This is a genomic window from Arcicella rigui (assembly GCF_034929435.1).
GTDB classification, from domain to species: Bacteria; Bacteroidota; Bacteroidia; order Cytophagales; family Spirosomataceae; genus Arcicella; species Arcicella rigui.
In genome coordinates this window covers 142,174-157,682 of record NZ_JAYFUM010000014.1, presented here as the reverse complement: position 1 = coordinate 157,682, position 15,509 = coordinate 142,174, and the positions used below count along the sequence as shown (strand labels likewise).

The 15,509-nt window shown below is 35.0% G+C and carries 19 protein-coding genes; 6 read left to right on the top strand and 13 right to left on the bottom strand.

The genetic code is table 11. The annotated features are described in order from the left end of the window. Positions 1 to 15: 15 nt before the first annotated feature. Entirely contained in the window at positions 16 to 1,248 is a 1,233-nt protein-coding gene (locus VB248_RS13025; protein WP_323297223.1) for an isocitrate dehydrogenase (NADP(+)), read from the bottom strand. A 423-nt stretch (positions 1,249 to 1,671) separates the two neighbouring features. On the opposite strand from VB248_RS13025, the gene VB248_RS13020 reads away from it, so the two are divergent. From VB248_RS13020 to VB248_RS13005, 4 genes are all read left to right on the top strand, one after another. Then, positions 1,672 to 2,082, top strand: coding sequence for a GNAT family N-acetyltransferase (locus VB248_RS13020; protein ID WP_323297222.1), 411 nt, complete (start codon positions 1,672 to 1,674; stop codon positions 2,080 to 2,082). Between the two features lie 31 nt (positions 2,083 to 2,113). Next, positions 2,114 to 2,950: a formyltetrahydrofolate deformylase gene (purU, locus tag VB248_RS13015; protein ID WP_323297221.1), complete on the top strand. Its 837-nt coding sequence runs from the start codon at positions 2,114 to 2,116 to the stop codon at positions 2,948 to 2,950. Positions 2,951 to 3,123: 173 nt separating this feature from the next. Beyond that, positions 3,124 to 3,612 (top strand): dihydrofolate reductase, encoded by a 489-nt coding sequence (locus VB248_RS13010; RefSeq protein WP_323297220.1) that lies wholly within the window; start codon positions 3,124 to 3,126, stop codon positions 3,610 to 3,612. A 104-nt stretch (positions 3,613 to 3,716) separates the two neighbouring features. Beyond that, entirely contained in the window at positions 3,717 to 4,127 is a 411-nt protein-coding gene (locus VB248_RS13005) for a molybdenum cofactor biosynthesis protein MoaE (RefSeq protein WP_323297219.1), read from the top strand. Here the strand turns inward: VB248_RS13005 and VB248_RS13000 are convergent, their stop codons facing one another. Next, positions 4,128 to 5,138, bottom strand: a complete 1,011-nt coding sequence (locus tag VB248_RS13000; RefSeq protein ID WP_323297218.1) for an acyl transferase — start codon at positions 5,136 to 5,138, stop codon at positions 4,128 to 4,130. Between the two features lie 131 nt (positions 5,139 to 5,269). On the opposite strand from VB248_RS13000, the gene VB248_RS12995 reads away from it, so the two are divergent. Both VB248_RS12995 and VB248_RS12990 read left to right on the top strand, forming a co-directional pair. Beyond that, on the top strand, positions 5,270 to 5,812 hold the full coding sequence (locus VB248_RS12995) for a hypothetical protein (protein ID WP_323297217.1): 543 nt from the start codon (positions 5,270 to 5,272) through the stop codon (positions 5,810 to 5,812). 201 nt (positions 5,813 to 6,013) lie between these two features. Then, positions 6,014 to 8,200, top strand: coding sequence for a S9 family peptidase (locus VB248_RS12990; RefSeq protein ID WP_323297216.1), 2,187 nt, complete (start codon positions 6,014 to 6,016; stop codon positions 8,198 to 8,200). Positions 8,201 to 8,276: 76 nt separating this feature from the next. On the opposite strand, the gene VB248_RS12985 is transcribed toward VB248_RS12990, so the two are convergent. The 11 genes from VB248_RS12985 to VB248_RS12935 all read right to left on the bottom strand — a co-directional run bounded on the left by VB248_RS12985 (position 8,277) and on the right by VB248_RS12935 (position 15,338). Further along, on the bottom strand, positions 8,277 to 9,407 hold the full coding sequence (locus VB248_RS12985) for an aspartate aminotransferase family protein (RefSeq protein WP_323297215.1): 1,131 nt from the start codon (positions 9,405 to 9,407) through the stop codon (positions 8,277 to 8,279). 26 nt (positions 9,408 to 9,433) lie between these two features. Beyond that, entirely contained in the window at positions 9,434 to 9,688 is a 255-nt protein-coding gene (locus tag VB248_RS12980; RefSeq protein ID WP_323297214.1) for a type II toxin-antitoxin system RelE family toxin, read from the bottom strand. A gap of 2 nt (positions 9,689 to 9,690) precedes the next feature. After that, a complete protein-coding gene (locus tag VB248_RS12975) occupies positions 9,691 to 9,867 on the bottom strand; it encodes a hypothetical protein (protein WP_323297213.1) in 177 nt (58 codons plus the stop codon). A 50-nt stretch (positions 9,868 to 9,917) separates the two neighbouring features. After that, positions 9,918 to 10,793 carry a hypothetical protein gene (locus VB248_RS12970; protein WP_323297212.1) on the bottom strand — a complete coding sequence of 292 codons (876 nt, stop codon included), beginning with the start codon at positions 10,791 to 10,793 and terminating at the stop codon, positions 9,918 to 9,920. A 45-nt stretch (positions 10,794 to 10,838) separates the two neighbouring features. Beyond that, on the bottom strand, positions 10,839 to 11,795 hold the full coding sequence (gene argC / locus VB248_RS12965) for an N-acetyl-gamma-glutamyl-phosphate reductase (protein ID WP_323297211.1): 957 nt from the start codon (positions 11,793 to 11,795) through the stop codon (positions 10,839 to 10,841). Positions 11,796 to 11,808: 13 nt separating this feature from the next. Beyond that, the gene (locus tag VB248_RS12960) at positions 11,809 to 12,207 is read right to left on the bottom strand and encodes a type II toxin-antitoxin system VapC family toxin (protein ID WP_323297210.1); all 399 of its coding nucleotides are present in this window, start codon (positions 12,205 to 12,207) and stop codon (positions 11,809 to 11,811) included. Next, positions 12,207 to 12,425, bottom strand: coding sequence for a DUF2281 domain-containing protein (locus VB248_RS12955; protein ID WP_323297209.1), 219 nt, complete (start codon positions 12,423 to 12,425; stop codon positions 12,207 to 12,209). Before VB248_RS12955 ends, VB248_RS12960 begins: the two co-directional genes overlap by 1 nt. A gap of 237 nt (positions 12,426 to 12,662) precedes the next feature. Further along, positions 12,663 to 13,859 carry an argininosuccinate synthase gene (gene argG / locus VB248_RS12950; RefSeq protein WP_323297208.1) on the bottom strand — a complete coding sequence of 399 codons (1,197 nt, stop codon included), beginning with the start codon at positions 13,857 to 13,859 and terminating at the stop codon, positions 12,663 to 12,665. A gap of 47 nt (positions 13,860 to 13,906) precedes the next feature. Further along, positions 13,907 to 14,290: a type II toxin-antitoxin system VapC family toxin gene (locus VB248_RS12945; RefSeq protein WP_323297207.1), complete on the bottom strand. Its 384-nt coding sequence runs from the start codon at positions 14,288 to 14,290 to the stop codon at positions 13,907 to 13,909. Next, on the bottom strand, positions 14,275 to 14,511 hold the full coding sequence (locus VB248_RS12940; RefSeq protein ID WP_323297206.1) for a hypothetical protein: 237 nt from the start codon (positions 14,509 to 14,511) through the stop codon (positions 14,275 to 14,277). The genes VB248_RS12945 and VB248_RS12940 overlap by 16 nt, the downstream gene beginning before the upstream one ends. A gap of 71 nt (positions 14,512 to 14,582) precedes the next feature. After that, positions 14,583 to 15,338 carry a GNAT family N-acetyltransferase gene (locus VB248_RS12935; RefSeq protein WP_323297205.1) on the bottom strand — a complete coding sequence of 252 codons (756 nt, stop codon included), beginning with the start codon at positions 15,336 to 15,338 and terminating at the stop codon, positions 14,583 to 14,585. Positions 15,339 to 15,509: the final 171 nt, after the last annotated feature.

Sequence of the window (15,509 nt, the reverse complement as noted above, 5' to 3'; positions counted from 1 at the left end):
ATTACTGAACGAAAATTATTTCGACAAAGCAGCTTTAAGATTTTCATCTAATGCAGCTAAGAACTCTTCAGTATATAAATAGTGTTCGCCATGATTTACTTTGTTTCCGTAAATACAAACAGCTAAATCTTTAGTCATTTTACCAGACTCAACCGTTTCAATACAAACTTTTTCTAAAGTTTGGCAGAAATTGATTAACTCTTGGTTGTCGTCTAATTTACCACGGAATTCTAAACCACGAGTCCAAGCGAAAATAGAAGCGATTGGGTTAGTCGAAGTTGGTCTTCCTTTTTGGTGTTCACGGTAGTGACGAGTAACCGTTCCGTGTGCAGCTTCAGCTTCCATTGTTTTTCCGTCTGGAGTAACCAATACAGAAGTCATCAAACCTAAAGAACCGAAACCTTGAGCAACAGTATCAGACTGAACGTCGCCATCGTAGTTTTTACAAGCCCAAACGAAATTACCATTCCATTTCAAAGCAGAAGCCACCATGTCATCAATCAAACGGTGTTCGTAAACAATACCTGCTTCTACGAATTTCGCTTTGTAATCTGCTTGATAGATTTCTTCAAAAATATCTTTGAAACGACCATCGTATTTTTTCAAGATGGTGTTTTTAGTTGATAAATATAAAGGCCATCCTTTGCTTAGAGCCATGTTGAAACATGAGTGAGCAAATCCACGGATAGACTCGTCAGTGTTGTACATTGTTAAAGCAACACCGTCGCTTTTGAAATTGAATACTTCAAAAGTTTGAGCTTCTGAACCATCTTCTGGCGTAAAAGTAACTGTTAATTTACCTTTTCCTTTTGTAACGAAGTCAGTAGCACGGTATTGGTCACCAAATGCGTGACGACCAATCATGATTGGTGCAGTCCAGTTTGGTACTAATCTTGGAACGTTAGAACAAACGATTGGTTCACGGAAAACAGTACCATCCAAGATGTTACGGATTGTTCCGTTTGGCGATTTCCACATTTGTTTCAAGCCGAACTCCTCAACACGTTGTTCGTCTGGCGTGATTGTAGCACATTTGATACCAACGCCGTATTGTTTGATAGCATTTGCAGCATCAATTGTTACTTGGTCGTTAGTTTCGTCACGGTATTCCATTCCTAAATCGTAGTATTTAATATCTACATCTAAGTAAGGAGTAATCAATTTATCCTTGATGAATTTCCAGATAATTCGAGTCATTTCGTCGCCATCTAATTCAACGACAGGGTTCGCAACTTTAATTTTTTCCATTGTGAAATATGCTAATTGGGAATTTTGAATTTTAATTGATTGAATTAATTCAAATTTCTTTTATTAAAGAATGATTTTGGGGCAAAGGTAATCAATGAATTAATACGGAATGTGTTTTGTTTATCTAAATTCTATTTAGATTGGTCGAGCATTGAAAAAAACATAAATTTTAGGTCTTTAATTGTGAATTTTTAAAAATATGCTTTTGTGGATTAAAACAACTTTTAGCCTAAAAATTAGCAAATCATTGAAAGAAATCACTTTAGAAATCGCATTTTATCAAAATACTCCTAAATCCTTTGAAAATAATAAGAATTAATCTACTTACTTTGTATTTTGTTTCAAGATGAAATTGACTAATTCTTCTATTTCATCGTTAGCTTTTAGGTAAAAATTCAAAAATGATTTTAATCAATTTTTTTTGTGGAAATCAAAAAGATAAGTCCTGAAGATACTTGGTCAATCCGACACAGCGTAATGTGGCCCGACAAACCCATTGCTTATGTGCAATTGGAAGAAGATAATAATGGTTTACATTTTGGAGTTTTCGAAAATGACGAATTACTTTCAATCGTTTCTTTATTTATAGAAAATGAAAATGCACAATTCAGAAAATTTGCGACTCAATTAATTCACCAAGGCAAAGGACATGGTTCGGCTTTACTTAATTTTCTGATTCAAGAATGTGAAAAAAAACAGATTAAAAATCTTTGGTGCAATGCCAGAACAAGTGCTTATCCTTTTTATCAAAAATTTGGCTTTGAAATCGTCTCGGATACTTGGATAAAAGACGGTGTCGAGTTTGTGAAAATGAGCAAAACCATCACAAAGTGATTGGATACAACTGAGTTTAATATTTTAAAAAATGACTGATTATATATTAAGAATTGATTGTCCTGACGAAAAAGGACTTGTCCATAAAATTACTGGAGTACTTTTTTTCAACAATCTCAATATTGAACGTACCGACGAATTTGTAGATATAGACAATAATCTATTTTTCATGCGAGTAGCTTTTTCGGGCGACTGCGACCCAGAAAGAATTGAAGATGGTTTAAGAGGCATTCTGCCAAGTACTGCCAACATCGACCTTACGACAAAGCAAGTAAAAGACGTTGTGGTATTGGTAACAAAAGAGCATCATTGTTTGTCTGATTTATTGATTCGTAACGAATTCAAAGATTTGCCTTTCAATATTTTGGCGGTTATCGGTAATCACGAAGTACTGCGTCCACTTACTGAAAAGTTCAATATTCCTTTTCATTATATTCCTGCCGAAGGCATCACTCGTGTAGAGCATGAAAAGAAAATAGAAGAGTTAGTGAAAAGTTATTCGCCTGATTATTTGATATTGGCGAAATTTATGAGAATTCTTACTCCAGAATTTACCGAGAAGTTTAGTAAGAAAGTAGTCAATATTCATCACTCGTTTTTACCAGCTTTTATTGGAGCAAATCCATACAAACAGGCTTATCAGCGAGGCGTGAAAATTATTGGAGCTACGGCACATTTTGTAACGGATGATTTGGACGAAGGTCCAATTATTTTCCAAGATATTACTCGTGTCAATCATACTAAAAATGCTTTAGAAATGGCTCAGGCAGGACGTGACGTAGAGAAAATCGTATTGGCAAAAGCCTTAAAATTAGTCTTTGAAGATAGAGTGTTTATTCATGGAAATAAGACGATTATTTTTGAGTGATGAATTGTGAGTGTTGAATGAGGAGTCCTTTGAATGATGAATTTTGAGTTGCGAATGAGGAGTAATAATATTTTTATGCCTTAATCAATACTTTAAAATTCATTCCTCATTCAGCACTCAAAACTCCATACTCAAAAAACTCCTCACTCGAAACTCTAAATTCCAAACTCAAAATGAAATTATCAATCATCGTTGCCGTTGCGGAAAATGGCGTTATCGGACATAATAATCAGTTGATTTGGCATTTGCCAGAAGATTTAAAAATGTTTAAAAGACTTACTTCGGGGCATCCGATTATTATGGGTCGCAAAACTTTTGAATCTATCGGAAAGCCTTTACCGAACCGTACTTCTATTATCATTACTAAAAATCCTGAGTTTCAAATTGAAGGTTGTATTACGGTTCATTCATTGGAAGAAGCCATCGAAACTGCCAACGAAATAGAAGAAAACGAAGCCTTTATCATTGGCGGAGCAGAAATTTACCGTTTGGCTTTACCTTTTGCCGATACGATTTACTTAACAGAAGTACATCATACTTTTGAAGGTGACACTTTTTTTCCAGCAATTGACAAAGAACTTTGGGAAGAAGTAAATCGAACCGACCACGATATTGACGAAAAGCATTTATACAAATATTCTTTTGTTGAATTGGAGAAATGATTTGAAAATTTGAAGGTGTGCTGATTTGAAAATTATTTTAAATGGTTGTTTCCTTTAATTTAAACTTATGATTCGCAATTCATCATTCACAATTCACAATTAAAATGATACAAATAGCCGACAAAGCCATTGATATTCAAGCTTGCATTGATGCCGCACAGTCTGACCGTGCTGGGGCGGTGGATGTATTTATCGGAACAGTCAGAAATCATAATAAACAAAAAGAAGTAGTGCGACTCATTTTTGAAACCTACGATTCGATGGCAATCAAGAAAATGCAAGAACTTGCCGACCAAGCTTGTGAAAAATGGGAAATTGAAAAAGTAGTGATGGTTCACCGCAAAGGAGTATTAGAAATCGGTGATGTAGCCGTAGTAATTGCCGTTTCTACGCCACATCGTAAAGCATCATTTGAGGCTTGCCAGTGGTTGATTGATACTTTAAAACAAGTAGTCCCTATCTGGAAAAGAGAAGTTTACCAAGATGGCGAAGAATGGTTGGAAGCTCATCCGTAGTTACATAATCATCAAATTGCAGCCACGAATATCCGAATTGTCGAATCTGCCCAATACTCTAAATTGTTGATTTCCTGTGACAAAAGACCCCAAATCTTTCGTTTCGATAAATGAACAGGAATCAACATTGGCTAAGTCAACGACATTGATGCCTCCTCTGTGTTGATTTTCAACATTAAAAGGGTCGTTTACATCACGTAATAAAATCTTCATCGAAACAGGTAAATCAAAAATACCTTCGCCAAAAGAGTAGCCTTGCGAAAGTAATTCCGTCATGCCGTATTCAGAATGAATTTTATCGACAGCAAAAGCTTTCGTTAAAATTTCGTGTACTTCTTCTCGCAATAATTCCTTTCTTCTCCCTTTCATTCCGCCCGTTTCCATCACGATTAAGTTGTTGAAATCTTGTAAAAAAGATAAATCCAAACCTGCTTCGGCAAAATCTAACAAACCAAAAGTAACGCCTATCAAAAGGATTTTCTTATCAGGTTTTTCAGCCGAAATACGTTTCATCGTTGCTCCTAATTCTTGATAATTATTCAAGTAAAAGCCAGAGTCAGGCGATTTACTTTGTTGAATAAAATGCTGAACCATATAAACCAAAGAAGAATTATTGCGTTCAAGATAGGAGGGAAGTAAAGCCAAAATGGTAAAATCCGAAAGCTTTCCATAAAACTTTTCAAAGATTTGTTCCGCAATCTGTAAGTAAAAATCAGGGTCGGCTACTAAATGTCTTGAAGTATTTTGTCCGGTCGTTCCGCTACTTTCAAAGATAACTTTAGGTTCAATATCGCCAGTGATAATACTTTGGGTTTTGAAAAACTCTATTGGTAAAAATGGAATTTCTTTTAAAGTCTTTATTGCTTGTATTTCAACACGAAGATTAGCTAAATAAGCTGCATAAACGGGGTTGTTCTGAGCTTGAAATCTGAAAATATCCATTGCTAAAGCCTCAAAATTTTCTGGACTTAGGTTTAAAACTCTTGCTTTTAATTGTGTGGCTTCTGTCATTGTTTAGGATTTTTTCATCAAAATCATTCATTTTCGTTCTGCAAAATTAATCAAATCATTAAATTAGAGAACAAAGAAACAACAAGGAACAAATAAGAATCGTTATATTCGTAAACTGATTTTTAAACTTTATGAGAAAGATTTTATACGTTTTCGGAATGCTTGGTCTTGTATGTGCTTGTACAGGAGTTCCAGAATTTAGCAATATTCCCCTTATCTCTTATAATAATGTACGTGTTATTACAAAAGAAGAACCTGGATTACTTAATATTACAAAGAAAGATTCAGTGGTGGTTTCTATCAATTTTCAAGATGGAGATGGTGACTTGGGATTTACAGCCGATGAATTAGCAGTATTCAAGAAAATATATGGCGACAGCCTCAAGACATACGTTATTGATGTGTTTGTGAAAAAAAATGGTAAGTTTTTGGAAAGTAAACCTAAAGAAAAATTTGGTGGAGATGTTTTATTTCACTTAAAAGAAGGCTCAAAAAGTGGTCCTATTGAAGGCGTTTTAGATTACTCTGTCAATTTTGAATACGGACTATATCAGGGAATTCCATACATGACGGGCAAAAACGATACGTTGAAGTTTGCTGTAACGATTAAAGACAGAGCTTTGAACGTTAGTAATAAAATTGAAACAAATGAATTTGTAGTGTATAAACAATAAATCTTTTTGTCAAGATTTTAATTTTAGGCATGGCTTTGGTCATGCCTTTTTTTGTTTTTATTTATCTCATGGTAAATCAAGAGCATTTTGTATGCTATTTTTTTTATCTTTGAAATACAATCAATTCTTAATGTATAAAGCCCTTTCTTAACATTTCCATTGTTAAGACGTAGTAAGTTTCAATCAGAAAATCATACATCCGTGAAAAAATTATTTATCGCTGTCATTTTAGTTATTACTTCCACCCAAGCTTCGCTGGCTCAGTTTAAAAAAAGTATAAGTCTTGAAGACATTTGGTCAAAATATACTTTTGCCCAAAAACAAATCCAAAATATAAATTGGATGAAAGATGGTGCATTTTACACAGCTTTAGATGCTGGGAAAATTACCAAATATCGAGTAAGTGATGGCACTGCCGTAGAAGTATTATTCAACGAAATTATCAGTGTAGAAAACCTTGGCAAAAAAATTACTATCGACGATTACGCTTTGTCGGCAGATGAACAAAAAATCTTAATCAGTACCGAAACAGAGCTTATTTATCGTCGTAGTTCAAAAAAAGAGAACTATGTGTATGATTTACGCACTAAAAAGCTCACACAGTTGTCAAATGGTGGCAAGCAAATGTTTGCTACTTTCTCGCCTGATGGTACGAAAGTAGCTTTTGTCCGCCAGAATAATATCTATTTAGTGGATTTACTAACGATGATGGAAAAGAAAGTTACTGTCGATGGTCGTTGGAATCAAATCATCAATGGAGCTTGCGATTGGGTTTATGAAGAGGAATTTTCATTTGCTCAAGCTTTTCAGTGGTCGCCAGATAGCAAAAAAATAGCCTTTTATACTTTCGACGAAACCAAAGTACCAGAGTATAATATGCAAACTTGGGGAAAACTTTACCCGACAGATTACCGCTACAAGTATCCAAAAGCTGGTGAAGCCAATTCAAAAGTATCTATTTCTGTTTACAATTTGTATGACGGACGCATCACTCCGATGCAAATTGGCAATGAAGCCGATATTTACATTCCACGTATTCACTGGACAAAAAATCCATTTCTTCTATCAATCGAAAGATTGAATCGTTTACAAAATCGTTTAGAAATTCTTCATTCTGATATTAATACGGGCGTTTCAAAGGTTGTGTTGGTAGAAGAAAGTAGTACTTATATTGATATTGAAAAATTTGGAGATGATTTGACTTATCTTGAAGATGGTCGTTCGTTTATAATGTCATCAGAAAAAGATGGTTTTAAACATTTGTATCAGTACGATATTAATGGACAGCCTATCAGACAAATCACAAGTGGCAATTGGGAAGTAGATGATTTTTATGGTATTGACGAAAAAAGTGGCATACTTTACTTTACTTCTACCGAAGTTTCGAGTATTGACCGTCAACTTTTTAGTATTACTTTGGACGGTAAGTATAAAAAACTATTGTCCACAGAAAAAGGCGTAAATTCGGCACAGTTCAGTGGCGATTTCAAGTATTACATTCTGAAACATTCTTCAGCGAATAGTCCATTGAAATTTTCTCTGTACAAAGCTCCAACGGGGCAACTTATCAAAATATTAGAAGATAATTTAGCATTAAGACAAACCATAGAAACTTTTGATGTAGCACCAAAAGAATTTATGATTATTAAAACGTCAGAAAATGTTGAATTAAATGCTTGGATGATAAAGCCTACTAATTTCAATCCACAAAAGAAATATCCAGTATTGATGTTCCTTTATGGTGGTCCGGGAAGCCAGCAAGTAATGAATCAGTTTGATAGCTATAATTTCTTTTGGTATCAGCATTTGGCTCAAAAAGGCTATATCGTTACTTGTGTAGATAACCGAGGTACAGGAGGAAGAGGAGCAGCATTTAAAAAAATCACTTATTTGAATTTGGGAAAATTTGAAGTAAAAGACCAAATTGAAGCTGCAAAGTTCTGGGGAAATTTGCCTTATGTAGATAAAACAAGAATAGGTATTCAAGGGTGGAGTTTTGGAGGCTATATGTCTTCAAACTGTTTGTTGCAAGGAGCAGATTATTTCAAGGCTGCCATTGCGGTAGCACCAGTAACCAATTGGCGTTTTTATGACACCATTTATACTGAAAGATTCTTGAGAACTCCACAAGAAAATCCTAAAGGATATGACGAAAATTCGCCAGTTACTTATGCTAAAAATTTAAGAGGAAATTTTTTGTTAATTCATGGAACGGGCGATGATAACGTTCACTTCCAAAATTCTGTTGCTTTAGAAGATGCCTTGATTCGGAATAATAAACAGTTTCAAAGTTTTTATTATCCGAATAAAAACCATGGAATTTATGGAGGTAATACGAGGTTACATCTTTATACTTTAATGACGAACTTCTTAGAAAAAAATCTGTAAATTGTAAATACAAAAACGGCTATTGTGATGAAACAATAGCCGTTTTTGTATAAAAATTTATGAGAATGAAAACACTTTAAGCCGTTACCGAAATCACTTCTTCTAAAGCTTGTAAGAAAGTATCACATTCTTTTTGTGTAATGGCAAGACTTGGTAACAAACGTAAAGTATGTTTGCCAGCATAGCCACAGAAAATATGATGTTCAAAAAGTAAAGTATCTCTGATTTTATCTACTGGTTGTTCAAACTCGATACCAATCATCAAGCCACGTCCACGTAATTCTTTGATACCTTCTAATTTGCTTAGTTTTTCAAATAAATACTCGCCCATTTTAGCGGCATTTTCTATCAAAGCTTCTTCTTTAATTACATCCAAAACTGCCACAGCCGCTGCACATGCCAAGTGATTACCACCGAAAGTTGTGCCTAACATACCATGTTTTGCTTTGAATTTTGGAGCAATAAATACGCCACCAATCGGGAAGCCATTGCCCATTCCTTTGGCAGTGGTAATCAAATCGGGTTTGATGCCTGAGAATTGGTGAGAGAAGAATTTTCCCGAACGACCATACCCGCACTGTACAGAATCCAAAATCAAGATTGCACCCGTTTTGTCACAAGCTTCACGAGCGGCTTTCAAGAATTCATCCGAAGCCACATTGATTCCACCTACCCCTTGAATGCCTTCGATAATTACGGCACAGGTTTCTTCGGTTACATTAGCTGTAAGTGTTTCAGCATCGTTGAATGGGAGGAAAGTAACGTGTTCATCGTAATTTACGGGGGCAACAATCGCTTTATTGTCTGTAACTGCCACTGCACCAGCTGTTCTTCCGTGGAATGCTTTAGAGAAAGCAATTACTTTTTTACGACCATTGAAAAAAGAAGCTACTTTCAACGCATTTTCGTTGGCTTCTGCTCCAGAATTACAAAGGAATAAATCGTACTCTTCGCAACCTGAAAGTTTTCCTAGTTTCTCTGCTAATTCGCTTTGAATCGGAATGTTCACAGAGTTTGAATAAAAGCCAATGTTTTGTAATTGTTCAGTTAATTTCTGAACATAATACGGATGCGAATGTCCGATAGAAATTACTGCATGACCACCGTAAAGGTCGAGATACTCAACACCATTTTTATCCCATAAATAGCTGCCTTTTGCTTTTACAGGCGTGATGTCGTAAAGAGGATATACATTAAAAAGATTCATTTCTTGTGTTATTAAGTCAATAGCTGTTAGTCATAAATTTCTTTTCTATGACCAATATCTAAGACAACTATTGTGATTATTTCATCATTAATTGAATAAATAGCTCTGTAATTACCGATTCTTAAACGGTATAAATCTTTAAAGCCAACCAATTTTTTAGATTGAGGTGGACGAGGATTTTCTTCCAAAGTTAGAAGGGCATTTTCAATCTTTTCTGCGATTGAATTAGGTAGTTTACTAAGAGCTTTGAAAGCAGATTTGGAAATTTCTACATGATACATAACTACTTCCTTCGCCTTTGTTGAATAGCTTCTCTTAAAGAAATGGTAGGTTCGTTGCGATTAGCTTCAGCAGAAAGTCCATCAAGTAAGTCTTCGATACGCTCACGATGGATTTTCATGTCGATAACGACGGCAGTTTTTACGCCTTTGTCATTCGTAATATAGTTTACACCTTTCATTTGTTTTAAATTTATCTGTATAAAAATACTAAGAACTCATGAATTATAGCTTATTTATTGATTCTATTCTTTCCAAACTTATAGCCCAAAACACCATAAAATTCTCCAAACCAAATACTTTGTTGAGCATAGTCACTGTCTCTGCCAGTGGTATGAACGTGATTTAATCTGGTGAAACCACCTTTTACATCCGTTTGTAAAAAGAACCTTCGTGAAAGGTCGAATCGTAAACCTGTTTTCAATGAAACGCCATAGCCTGCAAAATTGAAGTGGTTGTTTCGTCCAATGGTAAACAAATGTGAATCTGTTCTCGGAATAATTGTTCCTGCACCTACACCCACTAACCAATCAATGCCTTGAATATTATTTTTTGCTTTCCACAAACGGTCGTAACGGTCAAGTTCTAAATGCAAGTAATTGAAGCCGTCAGTATGTTCATAATGCAAAAAATCTTCTGGACGAATCAATTTTGGCGTATGATTGAAATCTCCAACATATTCAGGGTTCACGGTAATGGCTGGGTCTGAAACCTGAGCTGAAATATGTCCAGAAACTTCAAGTACTTGGTTATCATCCATCACATATTTCATGTGGTCAGAACCAATAGAAATACTCCAATGGTCACTAAAAAAGTAACCATAGCGGATATTATATTGTGGAACAGATAAACGTGTAATATCGAAATAAACGTCTGCACTAAAAGGAATCGGTAAATCTTTAGCCGTAGCATTATGGAGCGTGAAATCGTAACCTTTACCTCTAAAAGTAATGTCTGATTTCGCATACTCCGACCGATTATATCCCCAAAAAAAGAACTTTTCACCTTTTCGGCTATATGGTTTTTTACTTAATGGTTTTATCTCTTGTGCAGCACTTGAAAAAATAAATGAAATACTAATTAAAGTAAAGGTTAGGATTTTATACATTGATTGATGAAGGATTATAAAAAATGATGATAAAAAATCGGTGGTTTAGAAACCTACCGATTTTAAACCTAAACCAGTTTTTTCATCAAGACCAAACATTAAATTCATGTTCTGAACAGCCTGTCCTGACGCACCTTTTGTAAGGTTATCAATAATACTTGAAATCAATAAATTGCCATTGTGTACTTCTAATGAAATAAGGCATTTATTCGTATTTACCACTTGTTTTACGTCCACAGGTTTATCGCTAATGTGCGTAAACGGATGTGTTTCGTAGTATTTTTTGTACAATTTTTTAGCGTCTTCCAAAGTACCATCAAAGCTTGTATAAACATTCGCCATGATACCACGAGTGAAATTTCCACGGTAAGGAATAAAATTAAAACTTTGGTCGAAATCGCTCTGTAAAGTATTTACCACCATACCAATTTCTTGTAAATGCTGATGAGTAAAGGCTTTATAAATGGAAATGTTATTGTTTCTCCAAGAAAAATGACTGGTAGCCGATAAACTTTGCCCCGCACCAGTTGAACCCGTTACTGCCGAAATATGAATATCATCAGTTAAAATTCCAGCCTCTGCCAAAGGCAATAATGCTAATTCAATAGAAGTAGCAAAACAACCCGGATTGGCAATGTATTGAGCCGTTTTGATTTTCTCTCTTTGTAATTCTGCCAAACCATACACAAAACCTTCAGATTGGTCACGATAATCAGTACTTAAATCAACGATTTTAATACTTTTAAAAGAAGGATTTGCTTCCAAGAATTTCTTCGATTCGCCATGTCCCGAACAAAGGAAAGCAACATCAATATCTGTATGAAGGTCGTCTGAAAAGAGTAAATCTGTATCACCTAATAAATCAGTATGAGTACTATAAACAGGTTTTCCTGCCTGAGATTTTGAATTAACAAAAACAATTTCTACTGCTGGGTGATGAATCAGGATTCTCAATAATTCTCCTCCTGTATATCCTGCACCACCAATTATGCCTACTTTCATTAAATTTATGAGTCTATGCTTCAATAAGGTTAATTATTGTAGCGTAATTTTTAAATTTTTCATCTGCTGAGATGATAGTTAAATCTTCATGAACCGCAACAGCGATTAGCATTCTATCAAATGGGTCTCTATGTTCTGGAAGCAGAGGAATGGTCTGATATTGAATGGAGTGATGTCGGTTCAAGTCAATTATTTGAATATCTTTTTCAATTGTTTTCTCAATTGTAAATTCTAAGGAATCGGGAAGTATAAGTTTTCCAATTGAAATTTTTATACTCATTTCATAAAAACTAATGGCACTAACAAAGATGTCATTTGTTTCGTCTTCAATTAGTTGTTTAGATTTGGTTTTTAGAAGTGGGTTGTCTTCCAAAAACCAAATCAATGTATGGGTGTCTAACAAGAGCTGCATTACATATAATCCTTTAAGTCGTCGAGTGGTTCATTGAAATCTTCTGACATCCATACTTTACCACTAAGTCCTCCAGCTTTTCTACTTTTATTAGGATTTTTTTTGCCAGTATCTTCTTCCAAAAATGTAACGATAACATTCATTTTCTGGTTAGAAATGGGCTTTTCAGCTAAAGTGATTTGCCCATTTTCATACGTTCCTTTGATGGCTGTGAGCATATTGTTTCTTGATTTAGGTTTGAAAAACGTTATTAGTTAATTGTATATCTGTTAACCGTATTTCTTTAAAACACTATTTAGTAATGTTAAGCTACAAAATATTGTCATTTAACAATTCTGATTACATAGTATTAATAAGTTTTATATCCAAATACTAAAGAATTAAAGTCTTGTATATCAATATTTTAATCCAAATCGACAAACAACTCAAAACTCCTCACTCACAATTCACAACTCTTACGCTCCTGCCTCAGTAACTTTTCTATGAATCATTGTTTGATTAGAAACAATTTTAGAGAAACCTCTTACATCATCGCCCGTCCAAGTATTATTCATTTCGCCATAAGAACCAAAAATAGACGACATTAAATCAAATTTAGATTCAATACCCAGCAATTGATAACGATATGGAGCTAAATGAATTTGTACTGTTCCAGAAACATTTGCCTGAGTATCAGCTAAGAAAGTCTCGAAATTACGCATTACTGGCTCTAAGAATTGCCCTTCGTGAAGCATCGTTCCGTAAGTTTCTCCTAAAGTTTGTTTCCAGTATAACTGTTGTTTTGTAAGCGTATGTTTTTCTAAAAGGTGGTGTGCTTTGATGATTAATAAAGGAGCTGCTGCCTCAAAACCAACTCTTCCTTTAATACCAATAATGGTATCGCCCACATGAATATCACGACCAACGCCATAAGGAGCAGCGATTTCAGTCAGCTTACGGATAGCTTGAACAGGCGTTAATGTTTCGTCATTTATACCTACTAATTCACCTTTTTCAAAATGTAATTTTACAGTTTCTTCGCCAGTAGCAGTTACTTGTGTTGGCCAAGCAGATTCGGGCAAATAACCATAAGAAGTAAGCGTTTCACGTCCACCGACAGAAGTACCCCACAATCCTTTGTTGATAGAATACGCAGATTTTGTCCAGTCACGAACAACGCCTTTTTCTTTCAAGTATTCAATTTCTGCTTCACGAGATAATTTCATATCACGAATCGGCGTAATTACTTTACACTCAGGTACCATGATTTGGAAAACCACATCAAAACGCACTTGGTCATTTCCAGCACCAGTACTTCCGTGAGCAATCGCTTTTGCACCGATTTTGTTGGCATACTCTGCCACCGCCGTTGCTTGGAAAACTCTTTCAGCCGATACAGAAAGTGGATACGTATTGTTTTTCAATACATTACCATATACCATGTAGCGGATACAATCATTGTAATATTTTTCTACAACATCTAAAGTTACGTGACTTGCCACTCCGAGTCCATAAGCTTTTGTTTCAATGTCTTTTAGCTCTTCAGCACTAAATCCACCTGTATCAACAAGGGCAGAATGTACTTCATAACCACAATCGTCTGCTAAATATTTTACACAAAAAGAGGTATCAAGCCCTCCACTAAATGCTAAGATTACTTTTGGTTTACTCATTTTTTGCTCTAAGCAATACGCTTTTGGCGATATGCTAATCGTTTAATTTATAATTGAAAAGGATTGATAAGTTTCAAACCTTTGATATTTCTAAAATCTTTTTCGTTATTGGTAATAATAATAAAACCGTTTATCAAGGCGGTAGCTGCAATAATCGCATCAGGAGTCTTAATTTTCTTTTTTCTGCGAATATTTACACATTGATTTAACACTTCCGGTGTAATATCCCAAATCTTACTATCATCAATAAACTCCTTTATACTTGCTTCGGTTACTATATCAGTTTGCCAGCAGAGAAGCTCAATTTGTGTAATAATAGAAATATTAGGAACATCATCAATTACTTTATCCATCCAGTCAAGTCCCGTCTTAGAAAATGATGATGAAAAATATCCAGAAACAATATTTGTATCTATTAAATACCGTTCCATTCTCCACGCATTTTAGAAATATGACTATCTAAATTGTCTCCTTGTTCTTTACTGAGTATGCCTCTGTATTTTTCTGAAAGCTTCGTCTTGGTTGGTAAAGTAGTTTGCTCTTCTACTTCATCAAGAGCATAAATTATAATTTCAATTTTTTTCCCAATGTAATTGTTCGGAATTGTCAAATTATAACTGCTATTCAATGGCACTGCTGAAGTCTTTATCATATTGAGTATAAATTTTATATATCCACTAATAAAGATACAAAAAACTACTTTTAAAGCGGGGAGAATAATGGCTAATCTCTATTCGCAATCAACTTATTAGCTCTTCTTTCAGCCATTTTCAAAAACATTTTTTCTTTAATGCTTTTTAGGCGTTCTAATACTTTTACGTCTTTCAAGAAATTCCATGGCTCGTGTGCGTTTTCTTCTGCCATTACATTCTCTTCAGATGAAGTTTCTTGTTCTTTCAATGCTTTTTTGCGTTCCCATTCTGGGTCGAAAATCATTCCTGTACACAAACAATGTTTACGGTCGGTACGTGTAAGTACATCGTAATTTACGCACGACTGACAGCCTTTCCAGAAAGCATCATTTACTGGTAATTCACTGAAAGTGGTTGGTTCGTATCCCAACTCAGAGTTGATTTTCATTACTGCCAATGAAGTAGTAATACCGATGATTTTTGCATCAGGATAACGAGTTCTCGACAATTCAAAAGCTCTTGCCTTTACAGCTTTGGCAACGCCGTATTTTCTCCATTCTGGCTTTACAATTAAGCCCGAATTGGCTACGAATTTTCCATGTTCCCATGTTTCAACATAGCAAAAACCTATAAAATCGCCTTCCGAATTGGTAGCAATGATGGCTTTGCCTTCGTTGATTTTGTCACGTAGATATTGTGGAGAACGTTTTGCAATACCCGTTCCACGAGCTTTTGCAGACTCTTCCATTTCAAGGCAAATTGCTTCAGCAAGATGCAAATGTTCAGATGTAGCAACCTGAACCGTATAATCGTTGGTTAAAACCTCAGAAGCTGATAATTTTTCCACTTTAAGATTTAGCTTGAAAATTGTTTTTAATTAGAAAAACAAGATGATAATAAACCCTGACTCTAAAATGAGCCTCAGATTATTGAATATAACAAAATGTAAAAGGGGGCGAAATGATTTACCACATGGGCAAATAGAAATATGTCAGGGCATCAGACCCTGCGGAAGAAT

Coding starts and splice junctions, on each gene's coding strand:
- VB248_RS13025 (WP_323297223.1), bottom strand. CDS start 1,248: ATGGAAAAAATTAAAGTTGCGAACCCTGTCGTTGAATTAGATGGCGAC.
- purU (WP_323297221.1), top strand. CDS start 2,114: ATGACTGATTATATATTAAGAATTGATTGTCCTGACGAAAAAGGACTT.
- VB248_RS13010 (WP_323297220.1), top strand. CDS start 3,124: ATGAAATTATCAATCATCGTTGCCGTTGCGGAAAATGGCGTTATCGGA.
- VB248_RS13005 (WP_323297219.1), top strand. CDS start 3,717: ATGATACAAATAGCCGACAAAGCCATTGATATTCAAGCTTGCATTGAT.
- VB248_RS13000 (WP_323297218.1), bottom strand. CDS start 5,138: ATGACAGAAGCCACACAATTAAAAGCAAGAGTTTTAAACCTAAGTCCA.
- VB248_RS12995 (WP_323297217.1), top strand. CDS start 5,270: ATGAGAAAGATTTTATACGTTTTCGGAATGCTTGGTCTTGTATGTGCT.
- VB248_RS12985 (WP_323297215.1), bottom strand. CDS start 9,407: ATGAATCTTTTTAATGTATATCCTCTTTACGACATCACGCCTGTAAAA.
- VB248_RS12980 (WP_323297214.1), bottom strand. CDS start 9,688: ATGTATCATGTAGAAATTTCCAAATCTGCTTTCAAAGCTCTTAGTAAA.
- VB248_RS12975 (WP_323297213.1), bottom strand. CDS start 9,867: ATGAAAGGTGTAAACTATATTACGAATGACAAAGGCGTAAAAACTGCC.
- VB248_RS12970 (WP_323297212.1), bottom strand. CDS start 10,793: ATGTATAAAATCCTAACCTTTACTTTAATTAGTATTTCATTTATTTTT.
- argC (WP_323297211.1), bottom strand. CDS start 11,795: ATGAAAGTAGGCATAATTGGTGGTGCAGGATATACAGGAGGAGAATTA.
- VB248_RS12960 (WP_323297210.1), bottom strand. CDS start 12,207: ATGCAGCTCTTGTTAGACACCCATACATTGATTTGGTTTTTGGAAGAC.
- VB248_RS12955 (WP_323297209.1), bottom strand. CDS start 12,425: ATGCTCACAGCCATCAAAGGAACGTATGAAAATGGGCAAATCACTTTA.
- argG (WP_323297208.1), bottom strand. CDS start 13,859: ATGAGTAAACCAAAAGTAATCTTAGCATTTAGTGGAGGGCTTGATACC.
- VB248_RS12945 (WP_323297207.1), bottom strand. CDS start 14,290: ATGGAACGGTATTTAATAGATACAAATATTGTTTCTGGATATTTTTCA.
- VB248_RS12940 (WP_323297206.1), bottom strand. CDS start 14,511: ATGATAAAGACTTCAGCAGTGCCATTGAATAGCAGTTATAATTTGACA.